The following is a 16,873-nucleotide window of genomic DNA, read 5'->3' on the forward strand; positions in this document are numbered from 1 at the left end:
CCATGCTGGACGAGTTACTCCAACGCGTTCGTGGTTACAGCCCACGTTTCATGGAAACCCAGGAGGGCTTTCCCGAAGCCGCGGTGCTGGTGCCCATCACCCGCAGCGACGAGCCCGAGGTGGTGCTCACGCTGCGTGCCAGCGGCCTGTCCACCCATGGCGGCGAAGTCGCCTTTCCCGGCGGCCGCCGCGACCCGGAAGACCGCGATCTGGTCGAAACCGCGCTGCGTGAGGCCGATGAGGAAATCGGCCTGCCGCCGGGGCTGGTGGAAATCGTCGGGCCGCTCAGTACCCTGGTTTCCCGGCATGGCATTCAGGTCACGCCCTACGTCGGGGTGGTGCCGGATTTCGTCGACTACCAGGCCAACGACGGCGAGATCGCCGCGGTGTTCTCGGTGCCGCTGGCGTTCTTCCGCAACGACCCCCGCGAGGTCACCCACCGTATCGATTACCTCGGGCACAGCTGGTACGTGCCGAGCTATCGCTATGGCGAGTACAAGATCTGGGGGCTGACGGCGATCATGCTGGTGGAGCTGGTCAATCTGGTCTTTGATGCCGACATCGACATGCGCCGCCCGCCCGAACATTACGTTCATCTAAAGTGAACCCGCCTGCGAGACTCCCGTCATGAAATACCGCCTGGGCAATGCCCGCGTCGACCAGCACCCGCAGAGCTGGATCGCCCCCAACGCCACGGTGATCGGCAACGTGCGCCTCGACGAGGGCGCCAGCGTGTGGTTCGGCGCCGTGCTGCGTGGCGACAACGAACTCATTCATATCGGCGAGAACAGCAACGTGCAGGACGGCGCGGTGATGCACACCGACCCGGGCTCGCCGCTGACCCTGGGTACCGGGGTGACCGTCGGCCACAACGCCATGCTGCACGGCTGCACGGTGGGCGATTACAGCCTGGTCGGCATCAATGCGGTGGTGCTCAACGGTGCGCGCATCGGCAAGCACTGCATCATCGGCGCCAATGCGCTGATCGCCGAGGGCAAGGAGATTCCCGACGGCTCGCTGGTGGTGGGCTCGCCGGGCAAGGTGGTTCGCGAACTCAGCGAGCAGCAGAAGAAACTGCTCGAGGCCGGCGCCGCCCACTACGTGCAGAACGCCCGGCGCTACGCCGCCGAACTGAGTGAGCAGGACGACTGATGCAGACCCTCGAACGTCCGGTCGCCTCGCCCTGCGTGCACGTCTGTGCGCTGGACGAGGAGGACATCTGCATCGGTTGCCAGCGCAATGTCGACGAGATCACCCGCTGGAGCCGCATGGCAAACGACGAGCGCCGTCAGGTGCTGCAGCTGTGCCACGAGCGGGCCCGCGACAAGGGCATCCTGCTCTAACCGTCAGTCGTTGCGCGCGCCACCGAACGCCGCGCAGCCGCGCATCGGCTTGCCATTGAGGCGCAGCTGGGCGCTCATGTGCTGTACTGCACCGCTCATGCTGTCCACGCAACGCTGTGGCGCCAGCCACAGCTCCACGCGTTCGCCGTTGGCTTCGCTGGTCAGGTTGATACGGCCCTCGGGCAGTTGCTCTTCCATATAGGGCAATGCCAGCGGTTCACGGTCGGGCCCGCTGAGCACCATGCCCTGATTGCTCACCGTGACGCTCCAGAACGGCTCCTGGCCGGCAGCGCGAACCAGCGTGCGTTTGAAATTGGGGTCGTCGCAGCCGTGGCCTTCGGGTTGCAGGCGGTATACCCGGCCGACCTGCATTGCGCCGTCGGCGCCGCTGATCGGGGTCGAGCCCATGACCCCACGCAGATCGGCGAACAGCGCCGAGTGGCCATCGCCCAGCAGTTCGCTGGCATCCTGGGTGATGGTGGTGCTGCCCTCGGTGATCGCGAAGCGCCGTGGGTCTTCGCAGGGCTTGAGCCACAGCTGGCCATTCTCGCGGGTCAGTTCGCCCTGCAGGCGGGTCTGGGCTTTTTCCGCGTCCACGGGTTTGCCCGTATACACCGCGCAACTGGCGAACAGGGGCAGCAGGGTGAACACTAGGAGTTTACGGCTGATGTGCATGGGGCTCTCCGACTGGCGAGGGGCCACGTTACCGAGGCCGCCGGGCAATCTCAAGGAGACCAGCGATGATTTGCTGCAAGCGGGTGTATGAACCGCGTGAGGAGAGTGATGGCTATCGAGTGCTGGTCGATCGGCTATGGCCGAGGGGCTTAAGCAGGGAGCGACTGCAGTATGACGAGTGGTTGCGCGAGGTGGCGCCATCGACCGAGCTGCGCCGCGAGTTCGCCCATCGGGCCGAGGCGTTCGAGATGTTCAGCGAGGGTTACCGCCGCGAGCTGGCAGCACACCCGGAGTATTGGCAGGGTCTGCTGGCACGCGCCGCAGCAGGCACGCTGACGCTGCTGTACGCCGCCCGCGACAGGGAGCGCAACAATGCCCGCGTGCTGCAGGAGTTTCTCGAGGATGAACTGGATCGACGGGGCACGAGCAGCTCGCCGGTCTGTTACGCCGGCGAGCTGTAGGGCTAGCAGTTGTCTACGATCATTCGCGGTAATTGCGCATGTAGTGACTGCAACGTGGCGAAAGCGGCCATTTGCAGTGGTGGGCTAAAGCCCACCCTATAGATCGTGCCAGCCTCGTAGGGTGGGCTTCAGCCCACCAATATGAGCAGGTTTACGATGGCTCCCACGCTCCAGCGTGGTAGCCCAGGCGAAGGCGCTCTGCGCCTGCTCCGGTTGCGCGCGGCATGCAACAGCGGACGCAGAGCGCCCTCGGCGGCATTCCCATGCCGAGCGTGAGGAACGATCAGTTGAATCCGCCCCTTATCGCAGTCGATTCCGGATACAAGCTCCCAGACACCCAACGATCGTTAACGCGGCTCGACGCCAACCGGTCGCATAAAGCTGCGCTCGTAGCTGAGGATGCAGCGGTTCTGTTGGGCGTAGGCGAAGGCGGCCAGGCATTCTTCGTCCTTCATGGAGCGCTCCCGATAGTCCTCGTAGGCAGCCAGGCTGGGAAAGCTGAACAGCGCCAGGGCCACATTGTTGGCACCTTCGGAGGGCAGGAAGTAGCCGTGGTGCTGGCCGCCGAATTTCTCCACCAGGGGAATCCACAAGTTGGCGTAGTGCTCGAATTCGGCCAGCTGGTAAGGGTCGATGATGTAGCGCAGGTAACAGGTGATCATGGTCTTCTCCTTGACGGGGCGAGCAGCATAACGCCGTCCCCGAATGCACCGTGAGCATCAGCCGAAAATCTGGCCGAGGCCCTGCAGCGTTTCGTGAATGTTGCGCTGGATGCTGTCCTTGGCGATCAGCGCTCCATAGATCATCAGGCCGTTTACCAGCAGCAGAAAGCCGGCCAGCCAGAGGTTGTGGCTAAGCGCGATCAGCACATGGAGCGAGCCGCCAGCGACCAGTAGCGTCAGCAGAATGTATACGCAGCGCAGGCCCGTGAAGCTGCGGCGCTCGAGATCGATCGGCGTGAAGCTGTTCATGTCCAGCCTCCGTCAGGCGCTCAATAACCGTTCCAGCAGCCATGAGGCTGCCGGCCCCAGGGGCCTGACCCGAGACCAGACGACATCGACGGCTACCTGCTTCGGCCAGCCATTGACCGCCAGCTCATGCAGGCCCTGGTTACCGTGGCTCTGCACCAGCTGGCGGGGCAGGGCGGCCCAGCCGAAGCCCAGGGCGGCCATTTCCAGCAACAGCAGGTAGTCTGGCGCCGACCAGCAGCGCCCCCCGCTGCCGGGCAGGTCGTCCAGTTCGCCGGGGTGGTCCGCCACGCTGCTCAGGCGTAGCACGCGCCAGTGCATCAGGTCTTCGAGGGTGACGCGAGGCAGTCGGCTGAGCGGATGCCCCTTGGCGACGAACAGGCCGAAGTCCGCCGCGTCCGCCAGGCTCGCGTGGGCCAGCTCGGGCGGGTAGCTGGCCTGGGCGGCAAGCAGGCCCAGGTGGGCGCGGCCCTGGCCGACCAGATCCAGCACATCGGCGTGTTCGGCGAAGAAACACTCGAACTCCAGATCCGGGTAGCGCTCATCCAGCTCGCTCAGGCGCGCCTGGTACTGGCTGGCCTGATAGGCGTCGGAGAGTACCAGGGTCAGCTTGGGCTCCAGGCCCGCCGCCAGCTGGCTGGCCTGGCGCAGGAGGCGGTCCGAGGCGGCCAGTACGTCCTGCACGCGGCTCAGCAGGCTGCTGCCGGCTTCGGTCAGGGCCAGGTGCCGGGCGCCGCGCACGAACAGGGTGACGTCGAGGTCGACCTCGAGGCGCGAAATCGCCTCGCTGATCGTCGACTGGCTTTTGCCCAGACGCCGGGCCGCGGCGCTGAACGAGCCCGTGGCAGCTGCCTGGGCGAATGCCTGCAGGGATTCGGGAGAGAGATTCATATCGGTTTAGCCGATGGCTGTTAACTTTCAGCTGGCAGTTTTGCCGATGAGAATAGCGCCATCGATCCTACCTAGCGAGTCTGAAATGAAGCCGTCCACCATTGCCCGGCGCTCCATGAAAGAGCGCGTATTGCACGCCACCCTGTTCGAACTGATCGCCGTGGTGGTGTGCGCACCGCTGCTGGCCTGGGCGATGGGCAAGTCGCTGGCGCACATGGGCGCCCTGACCCTGATGTTCTCGGCCATCGCCATGCTCTGGAACATGATTTTCAACATCCTGTTCGATGCCGCGCAGCGGCGCATGGGTTTCGAGCGCGGCCTGTGGGCGCGAATCAGCCATGCGCTGCTGTTCGAGGCCGGCCTGATCCTGGTGCTGGTACCGCTGGCGGCCTGGTGGCTGTCGATCAGCCTGGTGGCGGCGTTCTTCCTGGATATCGGCCTGATCCTGTTCTTCCTGCCGTACACCCTGGGCTACAACCTGGCCTACGACAAACTGCGCGAGCGCTACTACAGCCGGCGTCAGGCCCGCCCATTGGCGTGTTCCTGACGGGCGAGCGGGGCCGTCAGTCCCGGCCGGCTTGTGGCCGGCTGGCGGCTGCCACTAAGCTGCGCGGTTTCGTTACCCCGAAGAGGCGGTATGGCCACGCAAAGCATCATCGTCCCGCGCATTTCCAGCTTTCCCGGTCACGAGCGCAAGGCGCAGCAGATCCTGCGCTGGCTGGCCAAGCGCGATATCGTCGAGGCGCTGCCGACCACCTGCGGGCGCAGCGGCATGGCCTACGCCATCGCGCCGGGGGCGAGCCGGGTGGTGGAGGCGGCTGGGCAGTTGCCATTCGCCCAGCCGGTCAACGGCCTGGAGGTCATCTACCGGCGCTGCATCTATACGCCCACCGAAGGGTTTCTCGAGGAAGCCGGTTGCCCGGAGTGCCGGCAGGAGATCGGCGAGGCGCTGTTCGAGAGCCTGGACGAGTGGATGCCCGGCGAAACCGACAACTTCGCCTGCCCGCTGTGTGGGCATGAAGACGACATCAACGGCTTTCTGTTCCTGCAGCCCTGCGGGTTTTCCAACCTGGGCTTCATCTTCAACGGCTGGGCGCAGGCGCGCTTCACGGCAAGCTTTCTCGAAGAGTTCGCCGAACGGCTGGGCTATCCGGTGGCCGTGGTAGAGGCTTGAGTGAGGCGTCTATCCCTCGTGGAGGGCGACCAGGGGAGAGAAGGGGAGCTCTTCCTTGAGCCTGAGATAATTCAGGCTACGCGAATGCGCTTCGGTTCCCCGCTCGCCGAGAATCATTTCGGTTAGACGCCGAACGGTCGATCGCCATTCTTTACATTGAGTGACAGGGGCTGACTCGGTATAATGGCGCGCTTCCAATTTTCCCGCCTGGGAGCCCCCGCCATGCTGCGTATCAGTCAAGAAGCCCTTACCTTCGACGACGTTCTTCTCATTCCCGGTTTCTCCGACGTTCTGCCGAAGGACGTAAGCCTCAAGACTCGCCTTACCCGCGGCATCGAGCTGAATATCCCGCTGCTTTCCGCGGCCATGGATACCGTCACCGAAGCCCGCCTGGCCATCGCCATGGCGCAGGAAGGTGGCATCGGCATCATCCACAAGAACATGACCATCGAGCAGCAGGCTGCCGAAGTGCGCAAGGTCAAGAAGTTCGAGTCCGGCGTGGTCAAGGACCCGATCACCATCGAGGCCGACGCCACCGTGCGTGACCTGTTCGAGCTGACCCGCCAGAACAACATCTCCGGTGTGCCGGTGCTGAGCAACGGCGACCTGGTCGGTATCGTCACCTCCCGCGACGTGCGTTTCGAGAATCGCCTGGACGCCCTGGTGCGTGAAGTGATGACCCCCAAGGAGCGCCTCGTCACCGTCAAGGAAGGCGCCGCCAAGGAAGCCGTTCGCGAAGTGCTGCACAAGCACCGTATCGAAAAAGTGCTGATCGTCGATGACGCCTTCACGCTGAAAGGCATGATGACCGTCAAGGACATCGAAAAGGCCAAGGCCTACCCGCTGGCCAGCAAGGACGACCAGGGTCGTCTGCGTGTTGGCGCCGCGGTCGGCACCGGCGCCGATACCGGCGACCGCGTTGCCGCCCTGGCCAATGCCGGCGTCGACGTGATCATCGTCGACACCGCCCACGGTCATTCCAAGGGCGTGATCGAGCGCGTGCGCTGGGTCAAGCAGAACTTCCCGGACATCCAGGTGATCGGCGGCAACATCGCCACCGGCGCTGCCGCACTGGCCCTGGCCGAAGCCGGCGCTGACGCGGTCAAGGTCGGCATCGGCCCGGGCTCGATCTGCACCACCCGTATCGTCGCCGGTGTCGGCGTGCCGCAGATCTCCGCGGTGGCCAACGTCGCCGCTGCGCTGGAAGGCACCGGTATCCCGCTGATCGCCGATGGCGGCATCCGCTTCTCCGGTGACCTGTCCAAGGCCATCGTCGCCGGCGCCTCCGCCGTGATGATCGGCTCCATGCTGGCCGGTACCGAAGAAGCGCCGGGCGAGATCGAGCTGTTCCAGGGCCGTTCCTACAAGGCCTACCGCGGCATGGGTTCGCTGGGCGCCATGTCCCAGGCCCAGGGTTCTTCGGATCGCTACTTCCAGGATTCTTCGGCCGGTGCCGAGAAGCTGGTACCGGAAGGCATCGAAGGCCGCGTGGCCTACAAGGGCGCCATGGGCTCCATCGTCCATCAGCTGATGGGCGGCCTGCGTGCCTCCATGGGGTACACCGGTTGCGCGACCATCGACGAGATGCGTACCAAGCCCGAGTTCGTGCGCATCACCGGTGCCGGCATGGCCGAATCCCACGTCCACGACGTGCAGATCACCAAAGAGGCCCCGAACTACCGGGTAGGCTGAAAATCGATTTTTGCACTGTATGAAGAACGGGGCTGTATCGACAGCCCCGCGTTGTTTCTGCTTCCACTGACGAGAACAGAGTCATGGCCCTCGACATTCACGCTCACCGTATCCTGATCCTCGATTTCGGTTCCCAGTACACCCAGCTGATCGCCCGCCGCGTGCGCGAGATCGGCGTGTTCTGCGAACTGCATCCCTGGGACATGTCCGACGAGGACATCCGGGCCTTCGCCCCACGTGGCATCATCCTGGCCGGCGGCCCCGAGTCGGTTCACGAAGCCAACAGCCCGCGCGCGCGTCAGGCCGTATTCGACCTCGGCGTACCGCTGCTGGGCATCTGCTACGGCATGCAGACCATGGCCGAGCAACTGGGCGGCAAGGTCGAAGGTTCCGACCTGCGCGAATTCGGCTACGCCCGGGTCGACGTGGTCGGCAAGAGCAAGCTGCTCGACGGCATCGAAGACCATGTCGACGCCGACGGCGTGCTGGGCCTGGACGTGTGGATGAGCCACGGCGACAAGGTCACCCAGCTGCCGGGCCAGTTCAACGTGCTGGCCAGCACCCCGAGCTGCCCGATCGCCGGCATGTTCGACGATGCCCGCGGCTACTACGGCGTGCAGTTCCACCCCGAAGTGACCCACACCAAGCAGGGTGGTCGCATCCTCACCCGCTTCGTGCAGGACATCTGCGGTTGCGAAGCGCTGTGGACGCCGTCCAACATCGTCGAAGACGCCATCGCCCAGGTGCGTGAGCAGGTCGGCGATGCCAACGTGCTGCTGGGCCTGTCCGGCGGCGTCGACAGCTCGGTGGTCGCCGCGCTGCTGCACAAAGCCATCGGCGACCAGCTGACCTGCGTGTTCGTCGACAACGGCCTGCTGCGCCTGCACGAAGGCGACCAGGTGATGGCCATGTTCAAAGAGAACATGGGCGTCAAGGTGATCCGCGCCGACGCCGAGAAGCAGTTCCTCGACAACCTGGCCGGCGAAGCCGACCCGGAGAAGAAGCGCAAGATCATCGGCCGCACCTTCATCGACGTGTTCGATGCCGAGGCCAGCAAGCTGCCGAACATCCAGTTCCTCGCCCAGGGCACCATCTACCCGGACGTGATCGAGTCGGCTGGCGCCAAGAGCGGCAAGGCCCACGTGATCAAGTCGCACCACAACGTCGGTGGCCTGCCTGAGGAAATGAACCTCAAGCTGGTCGAGCCATTGCGTGAACTGTTCAAGGACGAAGTGCGCAAGATTGGCCTGGAGTTGGGCCTGCCGTACGACATGGTCTACCGCCACCCGTTCCCGGGCCCGGGCCTGGGCGTGCGCATCCTCGGTGAAGTGAAGAAGGAATACGCCGACATCCTGCGCCGCGCCGACCATATCTTCATCGAAGAACTGCGCAAGGCCGACTGGTACCACAAGACCAGCCAGGCCTTCGTGGTGTTCCAGCCGGTGCGTTCGGTGGGCGTGGTCGGTGACGGCCGTCGCTACGCCTGGGTCGTCGCCCTGCGCGCCGTGGAAACCGTGGACTTCATGACCGCACGCTGGGCGCACCTGCCTTACGAGCTGCTGGAGACCGTGAGCGGCCGGATCATCAACGAAATCGACGGCATCTCCCGCGTCACCTACGACGTGTCGAGCAAGCCGCCAGCGACCATCGAGTGGGAGTGATACCGAGTCCTTTTGGGCTTTTTGAGACGTATCGGTAGCAAGTGCTAACGTATTGATTTTTAAGTTAGTCCGTTGCTTTTGCTATCGGGCCCTATCGCCACTAAGCAACGCGGGTTGGCGGTAGCGGCGACGGTAATAAATGGACGGTTGGTTAAGACCGTTCCGTTTACTATCCAGTCAGAACCGGTCTGTGACGGTAATTCACTCCTCGGGAAAGCTTGCTTGGTGCGGCTTTCCCGGCATCAACAGGTCTCCTGACCCTTGACGGTAAACGCCGTCATGAACAGGAGTAAAAACCTCGATGCTTAGTGATACCAAACTTCGCAAGCCCAAGTCCAAGCCATACGATATGGTTGTTAGTTGTTAGGCCATGGGGCCGCACAAGGGTGTGTGAATTGATATGTATCCACTTGGGAAAGTAATTATATCATTCACTTTATGCCCGGCGCTGGTTGCATTCGCCATTGCATTCGATTTCGCTAGGGTTGAGTTATCTTCGAAAAACTCAAGTATGAGCTTGTTGGAAATAGTAAGCGGCGCACTTTGGCTCAGTATGCTGGGGTCGCTGGCTAGCTTGCTCTTCTACGGATTGCCAGCGTTGATTCTATCAATCATATACGCGTCTTGCGGGCTTTACAGATGTGCTCTTCATATCTTTATCGTAACCATGGCTGGAGGTTTTGGCGCACTGGCTTGGGGTACGGTTCTACCTATGGATATAAATGAGACGTTCAACTTTTTATCAGGTGCAATAACCTCGCTCGTTATGGCTATGTATGCGCTTCCCAAGCAAATGATCCGTCATCGTACGGGCGGTCCGTAAGGGCGTCGAGCGAGCCAGGTTTGTAAAACAAAAAGAATTGCCGTTGCTGCTGGTTTTGAAATATTAGAGGCGAGTCTTCTTTGACGCTGACAGAATAAGGTGAACTACTCGCGCGCACAGGGTAGAGGCCTGGCTCTACTGCTGCGGTACCAGCCTCTGTGATTGTTCCGATCGCAACGTACGGCTCGCGTTCTAGTGCAACAGTCTTAGGTGACCACCCCAACTCGTCCGGGAGACCTCTACGATGCACCGACCTGTTTAATGGTGATGTGCTTCTCCGACGAACGTCAGGGATGTGAACAGGCTGCGCTCCGATACTTCATTCTCGCCGCTGGCCGGTACCCTGGCTTGGGCCGCGATAATGTTCAGTCCAGCGTTGCGGATGATGATGCTAGCGCGCCCCTTAGCATCGGTTTTGACGCTGCTTGCATCGAGCATTCCCCGGTAGTCGTCGAGAAGAGCGATATTCGCAGCTGGTTTGCCGTCGATGGTCACCACGACCGGGAGAGCGTTACCAACTCCTACTTCTGCTGGATCTTTCAACGGACGAATGACCATCGCAATCCCCAATTGATCAGGGATATGGGCATGCGGTGCCAAAATCGCCAAGCTGTACTTGTAGCTGTGACTGGCATTCACCGCGCCTGGTACCTCTGCCATAGGCGCGTTCACGGATTTTCCGTCTTTATCTTTGCTCCACACCCCGTTGTCGAGCGTAACTGTCAGGACGGAGGGGGAGGTTAACGGCATTAGTCGAACATGATCACTTAGTCGCTGAACCGTAACAGGCACCATTTTTCCGTTCTGATTGTATGCCCGCACGGCGCCAATTTTTTTCGGTTCATAAGCTTCATCCTCCGCGCCGTGTCCATATACAACCTCAAGCTGACCATATCTCGTTTCCGTCCAGATGCCATGGGCCTGGGCTGAACCAATGGTAATTGCGCCTGCTAGTGCGGCCAGCGAAAGTGCAAGCTTCATACGTTCTTCCTGATGTAGTGACTGGAGTGAGCAAGGCTTGAGATTCGGGCGTCGGACTGGTCGATGAAAAGCCAAAACGACAAATCAACACCTTGATCGTTATCCTTTTTGATATGATATAACGTATCTTTTACTGTGTCATAGATCAACACCTCAAGGAAATTTGGTTCATGTACGGACGTGCGAATCGCGGCAGTGGTTGGGTTTTTAATGGAGCGGCATTGCTCTGCGTTGTCTCGTGCGCCTCGGTTGCTGCTGCAGATCGAGAGGATGAGGGTGTCACCGAGCTAGGTGCGATTGAAGTTGTAGGTGAGAGAGGTACACAGGGTAGAGCTACTCCGCTGACGCGCAGCAATGTGAGCAATGCCCCCGAGAGCCTTCCGACGGCGGTCACCACCATCACCGACGAGGAACTCCGGACGCTCAACGTTGGCCGAGATATCTCCAACATCTACCGCCGGGTACCAGGTGTTGTTGCCAACAATATCGACCAAGGTGATACCGGCAATGGCTTTCGTATGCGCGGTTTCACCACAAACGGTACTCACGGTGCTGACGTGGCCGTGTACGTTGACGGCGTTCCGCAGAACATTCCGTCGAGTCAAGGTGGTGCCGGGCACGGCCCGGTTTTTCTGGAATGGCTGACGCCGCAGATGATCAAACGCGTCGACGTCATCAAAGGCCCTGTATCGGCGCTGCACGGCGACCAGAACCGTGCGGGCTCGGTGAACATCGAAACGCTTGATGGCGGCGATGTGGCCTCGAGCATAGGCTTGGACATCGCTAGCTTTGATGGGCGCCGAACCGATTTGGTGCTAGGCGGTGAGCATGAAGGACTCGAATCGTTGTTCGTGGCGGATATCTACAAGACCAACGGCTATCGCAAGGCAGCAGAGACCAGGCGCGACAACTACTTCTGGAAGCTCTCTAAAGTGATCGGTGAGGCAAAATACTCAGCGCGCTTCAGCCATTACGAATCGGACTTCAAGAATGATGGCTACCTAAATTTGCCTGCATTGCGAGCCGGGACAATCAGTCGCCGCGATACTGACAACCTTTACGGGTTCGGTAACGCAAACCGAAATACCTATGTCTTCAATCGCGCACCGGCTGAAAGCGAGGAGGGTCTTTATTACACCGCGTACTTCGAGGACTTCAAGCGGGTACGCGGAATCTCAAACGGCACCAACACCCACAATTACGGCAAGGATGATCGTGATATCTACGGTGGGCGGCTGGCCTATAACTTCGTGTACGAGGGCTCCGCGTCGCTTATGGTCGGCGCCGACGTGCGCCGTGACAAGGGCGACGCCTATCGCCAGCAGTATCGCAACTTCGAGCCTACGCCCAATTTCTATTTTGACTTCGATCAGGATCTGATCACGTATGGGGTGTTCGCCCAGGGTCAATACAAACCGGTCGAGTCATTGAAGTTGTTGGGGGGCATTCGCTACGATCGTTTTGATTATGACATCGATAATCTCAAGTTCCGCAACGCTGATACCGGCTACCACAGTTCGGTCACCACACCGAAACTCGGACTGGTGTGGACGCCGACGGAGCAGTTCGAAGTGTTCACCAACGCTTCTCAGGGCTTTCGTTCGCCTGCCGCGGAATACATCAGCTCAGGCAGCAGCAGTGCTCTGCCACCAAGCGACACCGGCGGCCGAATCAATGGAAGCGTGCGGCCCAGCAAAGTCACCTCCTATGACATCGGTTTCACGGCTCGCCCAACTGAACGACTCTCCAGCACTACCGAGTTCTACTATATCCAGAATGACAGCGAGACACTGCAAACCTCTCCTGGTGTCTTTGAGCAGGTTGCCGACACAACGCGTAAAGGTGTGGAGACCAGTTTCAACTACCAAGCCACATCCACAATCAGTACCTACGCGAGCTACGGACGGATCATCGATGCGGTGATAGACAATCCGCCTGCCGGTACTGGCGACCGACTCGTAGTGCCTGAACATACCTATAAAGCCGGCATTCAATATCAGAATGCGTTCATGGCAGGGCAGTTGACGCTCAATGCCGACGCCTATCATCTCACTGGTGTCCCGTACTACGTCGGCACTGAAAGAAAAGAGATGCCGGTTTACACCCGATACGACCTCCGGGCCTCCTATGACTACAGCGATTACCAATTCACTGTGTATGGCACCTTTCAGCCTCATCGTTACGGCACTGAAACGGCTTATGGCACCAACAGCGGACTGGTGATCGTTCCGCAACCTTCGACGACGCTTGGGGCATCGGTCAGATACTTCTTCTGACGACCTGAAAAAACTGCTGAACGTCGTGCTGAGCGGTATGTAGACGCCGATCTTGATCGGCGTCTGCCTTGGGGTGCGGGAGGTCAGCCTTTTGGGGAATCACTGCATGCACAGGTAACCACCAGCTGCTTTCGAGCGGAAGCAGCCGTTAGAGGCTACTTCTCATCGTTCATAATCGCTTGTCAGTGGAAGAAACCGAGCAGAAGTGTGGCTAGGATGACGGTAGATGCGCCACCGATGCGCGTGGAAATCTGTGCGAATGGCATCAATCCCATGCGGTTGGAGGCCGACAGGATCGCTACATCGCCGGTGCCCCCCAGGCCGCTGTGGCAGCAGGTCACGATGGCCGATTCGACAGGGAACATCTTCAAGAGATTGCCGATTAGGAAACCGGCAAGGGTCATCGACACCACTACCGAGGCACATACCACCACGTAGCCGACGGAAAACACCTCCACCACGCTATCCAGGGGCACATAGAGCATGCCCAGACCGATCATCACTGGCCAGATGAATGCAACGGACACCAGTTTGTAGAACGATTTACTACCTTGTTCGAGGAGCGGCGGAATCACGCGCAGGTATTTGAACAGTACGGCGAGCAGAATCATCATCACCGGCCCCGGTATATGCACAATCTTCTCAGCCAGCCCGCCCAGGATGAAGAAGGCGCAGATCAGCAGCACACCAGCTCCCATGTAACGGAAATCGATATGGTGGGTTGATTCCTCTTTCTCACGGAACAGATCGTTTTCTTCCTTGGCACGAATCAGCATGCCGTCACCGTTCCATGCCGGCTTTTTGAGGGCGATACGTGCCAGCACTCCGGCACAGATGATGGCGATGATGTTGCCCACGACTGCAGCGGGCACCAATTGCGCTACGTACTGATCAGGCGTGCCACCGAGGATGGCGGAGTAAGCCAGCGACAACGGCAGGATCCCTTCTCCGATGCCGCCACCAATGATCGGCACGATAATGAAAAAGAAGGTGTGATAGGCGCTGTAGCCGAACAGCATGCCGACTGCCATGCCCGCAGTCACCGCAGCTAGCGTACCAGCGACCAAAGGCACAAACATGCGGATCATGCCTTGCACGAGAATGAAGCGATCCATGCCCAGGATACTGCCCACGACCAGACTGGCGATGACGAAGTACAGGAAGTTGGCTTCCTTCATCAGCATCTTGGTCGCATCGATAGTAGTCGGCCCGAAAAAGCCGTAGAACACCAGTACCGAAGGCAGCAGCAGGCAGAGAATCGCACCACCACCGATTTCCTTCAGGATTGGCAGCCGTTGCCCGAGCTGACCGAAGAAAACCCCCATGGTCATGATCACGGCAAGGCCGCCAATCATGTTCTTGGGCAGTAGTCCAAAATGCGCAGAGAGGAAAACGGTCAACGCTATCGCGAGGAAATAAGGCAGTGGTATCACGCCTATCTCGTAAGTAAGGAGAGTATGAAGTAGGCGGCGTTTAGGCGACGAAGCAGCGGCGTCCGACGCCGATCCCGAATTGGAGATCAGGCTCATGGCTAATCCTCTGTTTGTTCTTGTGAAGGAGGAATGGTCGGCGTCTGGACATCGAGTTCATCGCCGATGAAGAATGCTATCCTTCGCGTAAAGTGCAATAAACAGATCAATCATGACGCCTACAAACACGATTCGTGTCGAATCTCCCCTTCCAGATGATCTTTGTGTGTTTCTCACCGTGATCCGCAAATCCAGTTTCGCAGGAGCCGCCGACGAACTAGGTCTGTCACCGGCTTTCGTCAGCAAGCGAATTCGCATCCTTGAAGAAACTCTGCAAACCCGGTTGCTGCACCGCACTACACGCCGTATTGCGCTAACCGAAGCTGGAGAGAAGACCCAGCGATGGGCAACCCGATTTCTCGATGACATGGATGATTTCGTCAGTGAGCTAACAGAAATCCGTCAGGCACCTAGGGGCCTGTTGCACATCTGCAGCAGTTTCGGGTTCGGTCGCAATCATGTAGCACCTGCGATTGCAGAGCTGTCATCTACCTTCCCAGATCTGGAAGTCCGGCTGGATGTGTTCGACCGTGTCGTCGATATCGTCGCTGAGGGGTTCGATTTGGAAATCCGTGTTGGTGATGATTTGCCTGGTCATCACATCGGCCGCAAGCTGGTAAGCAACCAGCGGATCCTTTGCGCGACTCCAGAATATCTGGAGAGACGAGGCAAGCCATTGAGCCTGAAGGATCTTGCCCAGCATGATTGTTTGGTGCTCAAGGAGCGCAACAACCCTTTCGGGGTCTGGCAGCTGAACCATGCAGATGGTGATGAAACGGTACGTGTCAGCAGCCGATTGTCTTCTAACAACGGTGAAATAGTGCTGCAGTGGGCGCTGGGCGGCAGAGGCATCATCCTGCGCTCGCTCTGGGACGTCCAACCATTGCTCGATCAGGGCAAGCTGGTGCGCGTGCTACCGGCCTACACCCAAAGCGCTAACGTCTGGGCGGTGTATCCGACCCGATTATCGGACTCAGCTAAGCTTCGCGTTTGCGTGGAGTTCCTCGAAAACCGATTTAGGAAAATGGTGCTCACGGGCTGATCAGAGCGGGCAACCCTTGCTGCGCAGCAAGTCGTCGAATCGGGTAGGGTCCAGCGTGCCTGCCGAGATGGCCGAGATGATGCTGCGTTCGCGGTCAAGCAACTGCTGGCACCGCTCGTGCAAAGCCGGTAACTCGGCCTGGGGCACAGCGACCACGCCATCTAGATCACCGAGTACCATATCGCCGGGGCTAACCACGAGGCCCGCGCAGGAGATCGGCACATTGATTTCGCCGTTGCCATCGGTGCTCGGCCCTCTGTGAACGCTCCCCAACGCGAAAATGGGGAGCTGGCCCTCCAGGCACTCGTCTTGGTCGCGAATTGCGCCGTTTACCACCACGCCGGCTATTCCAGCCTTAAGCGCCATGGCGCGCATGATGCCGCCGAACACCGCGCGGGTCATGTCTCCGCTTCCGTCTATAACCAGAACGTCGCCTGGCCGAGCCATTTGAATGGCCTTGAGCGTCAGCAGGTTGTCGCCGGGACGCACGCGTACGGTCAGTGCGCTCCCGCACAAATGCTTGGCACCATGAAAAGGTTTTAGACCGAGCCCACCCACGTTGCGCCCCAGACAATCGCTGACGATGGCGCTGGGCATGTCGTGAAATGCAGCCAACCAGTCGGAGGGAACTGCAGATACTGGTGGATTGATCAGGTAGCCGGGTGGCCAGGAGCTGTTTGAAGTTACGTCAAGCATAACGGTTCCAATACGGGTCTCTTATGCAGAGACCCGCTGCTGAATCATAGTTTAAGCAAGCCAGGGGTTTGTGCGGTGATGCTCGGTCTCGAAGCCGCGTATCTGATCTGTACGCTGCAGGGTGCTGCCAATGGCATCCAGCCCTTGGAGTAGTGCGTCTTTGCGTAAAGGGTCGATTTCAAAGGCAATCACCTGGCCGTTGCTCAGACGAATTTTCTGGCGAGCAAGGTCGACGGTGATCTGAGCCTGGTCTGGCGAGCCTACCTGTCGACCGACTTCCAGTAACTCGGCTTCGGCGAGCTGAATGAGCAGTACCCCATTGCGCTGACAGTTGTCATAGAAGATACCGGCGAAGCTGGTACCAATCAGAGCACGAATGCCAATCTGCTTTAGACCCCAAACCGCATGTTCGCGGCTCGAACCGCAGCCAAAGTTTGGCCCTACCACGAGGAAGCTTGAGTCGTTCCAAGGGCTCTGGTTAAGAACAAACTCGGGATTCGGCGTACCGTCCTGGAGAAAGCGCAGGTCGAAGAATATGCCGCGATCTAGGCCGCTACGGTCGATACCTTTGAGAAACTGCTTGGGCATGATGACGTCGGTGTCCACATTGGCAGCGAGAAAAGGCGCTGCAATGCCTTGGACGGTAGTGAATGCTTGCATG

18 protein-coding genes are annotated in these 16,873 nt (G+C 59.9%); 10 read left to right on the forward strand and 8 right to left on the reverse strand.

The window, feature by feature from the left end; translation table 11 throughout:
- Positions 1-2: 2 nt before the first annotated feature.
- The 3 genes from K8U54_RS18340 to K8U54_RS18350 are packed head-to-tail and all read left to right on the forward strand — an operon-like array spanning position 3 to position 1,343.
- Positions 3-605, forward strand: a complete 603-nt coding sequence (locus K8U54_RS18340) for a CoA pyrophosphatase (RefSeq protein ID WP_249907159.1) — start codon at positions 3-5, stop codon at positions 603-605.
- Between the two features lie 22 nt (positions 606-627).
- Positions 628-1,152, forward strand: coding sequence for a gamma carbonic anhydrase family protein (locus tag K8U54_RS18345; protein WP_249907160.1), 525 nt, complete (start codon positions 628-630; stop codon positions 1,150-1,152).
- Positions 1,152-1,343, forward strand: coding sequence for a DUF1289 domain-containing protein (locus tag K8U54_RS18350; protein WP_075961352.1), 192 nt, complete (start codon positions 1,152-1,154; stop codon positions 1,341-1,343). Before K8U54_RS18345 ends, K8U54_RS18350 begins: the two co-directional genes overlap by 1 nt.
- Before the next feature lie 3 nt (positions 1,344-1,346).
- On the opposite strand, the gene K8U54_RS18355 is transcribed toward K8U54_RS18350, so the two are convergent.
- The gene (locus K8U54_RS18355; RefSeq protein WP_249907161.1) at positions 1,347-2,018 is read right to left on the reverse strand and encodes a COG3650 family protein; all 672 of its coding nucleotides are present in this window, start codon (positions 2,016-2,018) and stop codon (positions 1,347-1,349) included.
- Between the two features lie 65 nt (positions 2,019-2,083).
- Between K8U54_RS18355 and K8U54_RS18360 the strand changes: the two genes are divergently transcribed.
- Positions 2,084-2,479: a DUF488 domain-containing protein gene (locus K8U54_RS18360; protein ID WP_249907162.1), complete on the forward strand. Its 396-nt coding sequence runs from the start codon at positions 2,084-2,086 to the stop codon at positions 2,477-2,479.
- Positions 2,480-2,826: 347 nt separating this feature from the next.
- On the opposite strand, the gene K8U54_RS18365 is transcribed toward K8U54_RS18360, so the two are convergent.
- The 3 genes from K8U54_RS18365 to K8U54_RS18375 are packed head-to-tail and all read right to left on the reverse strand — an operon-like array spanning position 2,827 to position 4,338.
- Positions 2,827-3,141 (reverse strand): NIPSNAP family protein, encoded by a 315-nt coding sequence (locus K8U54_RS18365; protein WP_249907163.1) that lies wholly within the window; start codon positions 3,139-3,141, stop codon positions 2,827-2,829.
- A gap of 57 nt (positions 3,142-3,198) precedes the next feature.
- The gene (locus K8U54_RS18370; RefSeq protein ID WP_249907164.1) at positions 3,199-3,450 is read right to left on the reverse strand and encodes a hypothetical protein; all 252 of its coding nucleotides are present in this window, start codon (positions 3,448-3,450) and stop codon (positions 3,199-3,201) included.
- Between the two features lie 12 nt (positions 3,451-3,462).
- Complete coding sequence (locus K8U54_RS18375) at positions 3,463-4,338, reverse strand: LysR family transcriptional regulator (RefSeq protein ID WP_249907165.1); 876 nt, start codon at positions 4,336-4,338, stop codon at positions 3,463-3,465.
- Positions 4,339-4,423: 85 nt separating this feature from the next.
- On the opposite strand from K8U54_RS18375, the gene K8U54_RS18380 reads away from it, so the two are divergent.
- The 4 genes from K8U54_RS18380 (at position 4,424) to guaA (ending at position 8,865) form a co-directional block, all read left to right on the forward strand.
- The gene (locus tag K8U54_RS18380) at positions 4,424-4,885 is read left to right on the forward strand and encodes a multidrug/biocide efflux PACE transporter (protein ID WP_249907166.1); all 462 of its coding nucleotides are present in this window, start codon (positions 4,424-4,426) and stop codon (positions 4,883-4,885) included.
- A 90-nt stretch (positions 4,886-4,975) separates the two neighbouring features.
- Complete coding sequence (locus tag K8U54_RS18385; RefSeq protein ID WP_249907167.1) at positions 4,976-5,512, forward strand: sugar ABC transporter ATPase; 537 nt, start codon at positions 4,976-4,978, stop codon at positions 5,510-5,512.
- 222 nt (positions 5,513-5,734) lie between these two features.
- On the forward strand, positions 5,735-7,204 hold the full coding sequence (guaB, locus tag K8U54_RS18390; RefSeq protein WP_249907168.1) for an IMP dehydrogenase: 1,470 nt from the start codon (positions 5,735-5,737) through the stop codon (positions 7,202-7,204).
- Positions 7,205-7,287: 83 nt separating this feature from the next.
- Positions 7,288-8,865 carry a glutamine-hydrolyzing GMP synthase gene (gene guaA / locus K8U54_RS18395; protein ID WP_249907169.1) on the forward strand — a complete coding sequence of 526 codons (1,578 nt, stop codon included), beginning with the start codon at positions 7,288-7,290 and terminating at the stop codon, positions 8,863-8,865.
- 1,081 nt (positions 8,866-9,946) lie between these two features.
- Here the strand turns inward: guaA and K8U54_RS18400 are convergent.
- Positions 9,947-10,669: a DUF4198 domain-containing protein gene (locus tag K8U54_RS18400; protein WP_249907170.1), complete on the reverse strand. Its 723-nt coding sequence runs from the start codon at positions 10,667-10,669 to the stop codon at positions 9,947-9,949.
- Positions 10,670-10,839: 170 nt separating this feature from the next.
- On the opposite strand from K8U54_RS18400, the gene K8U54_RS18405 reads away from it, so the two are divergent.
- The gene (locus tag K8U54_RS18405) at positions 10,840-12,945 is read left to right on the forward strand and encodes a TonB-dependent receptor (protein WP_249907171.1); all 2,106 of its coding nucleotides are present in this window, start codon (positions 10,840-10,842) and stop codon (positions 12,943-12,945) included.
- Positions 12,946-13,127: 182 nt separating this feature from the next.
- Here the strand turns inward: K8U54_RS18405 and K8U54_RS18410 are convergent, their stop codons facing one another.
- Positions 13,128-14,474 carry a 2-hydroxycarboxylate transporter family protein gene (locus K8U54_RS18410; RefSeq protein ID WP_249907172.1) on the reverse strand — a complete coding sequence of 449 codons (1,347 nt, stop codon included), beginning with the start codon at positions 14,472-14,474 and terminating at the stop codon, positions 13,128-13,130.
- Positions 14,475-14,586: 112 nt separating this feature from the next.
- On the opposite strand from K8U54_RS18410, the gene K8U54_RS18415 reads away from it, so the two are divergent.
- Positions 14,587-15,516 (forward strand): LysR substrate-binding domain-containing protein, encoded by a 930-nt coding sequence (locus K8U54_RS18415; protein ID WP_249907173.1) that lies wholly within the window; start codon positions 14,587-14,589, stop codon positions 15,514-15,516.
- Here the strand turns inward: K8U54_RS18415 and K8U54_RS18420 are convergent, their stop codons facing one another.
- Positions 15,517-16,212 carry an RraA family protein gene (locus K8U54_RS18420; protein ID WP_249907174.1) on the reverse strand — a complete coding sequence of 232 codons (696 nt, stop codon included), beginning with the start codon at positions 16,210-16,212 and terminating at the stop codon, positions 15,517-15,519.
- A gap of 51 nt (positions 16,213-16,263) precedes the next feature.
- Positions 16,264-16,872, reverse strand: coding sequence for a 3-isopropylmalate dehydratase small subunit (leuD, locus tag K8U54_RS18425; protein WP_249907175.1), 609 nt, complete (start codon positions 16,870-16,872; stop codon positions 16,264-16,266).
- Position 16,873: the final 1 nt, after the last annotated feature.

The organism is Pseudomonas fulva (assembly GCF_023517795.1).
Lineage (GTDB): Bacteria > Pseudomonadota > Gammaproteobacteria > Pseudomonadales > Pseudomonadaceae > Aquipseudomonas > Aquipseudomonas fulva_D.

Excerpts from the sequence above, each read along its gene's own strand:
- K8U54_RS18420 (WP_249907174.1), bottom strand. The coding sequence starts at position 16,212 with ATGCTTGACGTAACTTCAAACAGCTCCTGGCCACCCGGCTACCTGATC.
- K8U54_RS18410 (WP_249907172.1), bottom strand. The coding sequence starts at position 14,474 with ATGAGCCTGATCTCCAATTCGGGATCGGCGTCGGACGCCGCTGCTTCG.
- K8U54_RS18405 (WP_249907171.1), top strand. The coding sequence starts at position 10,840 with ATGTACGGACGTGCGAATCGCGGCAGTGGTTGGGTTTTTAATGGAGCG.
- K8U54_RS18400 (WP_249907170.1), bottom strand. The coding sequence starts at position 10,669 with ATGAAGCTTGCACTTTCGCTGGCCGCACTAGCAGGCGCAATTACCATT.
- leuD (WP_249907175.1), bottom strand. The coding sequence starts at position 16,872 with ATGCAAGCATTCACTACCGTCCAAGGCATTGCAGCGCCTTTTCTCGCT.
- K8U54_RS18360 (WP_249907162.1), top strand. The coding sequence starts at position 2,084 with ATGATTTGCTGCAAGCGGGTGTATGAACCGCGTGAGGAGAGTGATGGC.
- K8U54_RS18365 (WP_249907163.1), bottom strand. The coding sequence starts at position 3,141 with ATGATCACCTGTTACCTGCGCTACATCATCGACCCTTACCAGCTGGCC.
- guaA (WP_249907169.1), top strand. The coding sequence starts at position 7,288 with ATGGCCCTCGACATTCACGCTCACCGTATCCTGATCCTCGATTTCGGT.
- guaB (WP_249907168.1), top strand. The coding sequence starts at position 5,735 with ATGCTGCGTATCAGTCAAGAAGCCCTTACCTTCGACGACGTTCTTCTC.
- K8U54_RS18380 (WP_249907166.1), top strand. The coding sequence starts at position 4,424 with ATGAAGCCGTCCACCATTGCCCGGCGCTCCATGAAAGAGCGCGTATTG.
- K8U54_RS18350 (WP_075961352.1), top strand. The coding sequence starts at position 1,152 with ATGCAGACCCTCGAACGTCCGGTCGCCTCGCCCTGCGTGCACGTCTGT.
- K8U54_RS18370 (WP_249907164.1), bottom strand. The coding sequence starts at position 3,450 with ATGAACAGCTTCACGCCGATCGATCTCGAGCGCCGCAGCTTCACGGGC.
- K8U54_RS18345 (WP_249907160.1), top strand. The coding sequence starts at position 628 with ATGAAATACCGCCTGGGCAATGCCCGCGTCGACCAGCACCCGCAGAGC.
- K8U54_RS18340 (WP_249907159.1), top strand. The coding sequence starts at position 3 with ATGCTGGACGAGTTACTCCAACGCGTTCGTGGTTACAGCCCACGTTTC.
- K8U54_RS18415 (WP_249907173.1), top strand. The coding sequence starts at position 14,587 with ATGACGCCTACAAACACGATTCGTGTCGAATCTCCCCTTCCAGATGAT.
- K8U54_RS18375 (WP_249907165.1), bottom strand. The coding sequence starts at position 4,338 with ATGAATCTCTCTCCCGAATCCCTGCAGGCATTCGCCCAGGCAGCTGCC.
- K8U54_RS18355 (WP_249907161.1), bottom strand. The coding sequence starts at position 2,018 with ATGCACATCAGCCGTAAACTCCTAGTGTTCACCCTGCTGCCCCTGTTC.
- K8U54_RS18385 (WP_249907167.1), top strand. The coding sequence starts at position 4,976 with ATGGCCACGCAAAGCATCATCGTCCCGCGCATTTCCAGCTTTCCCGGT.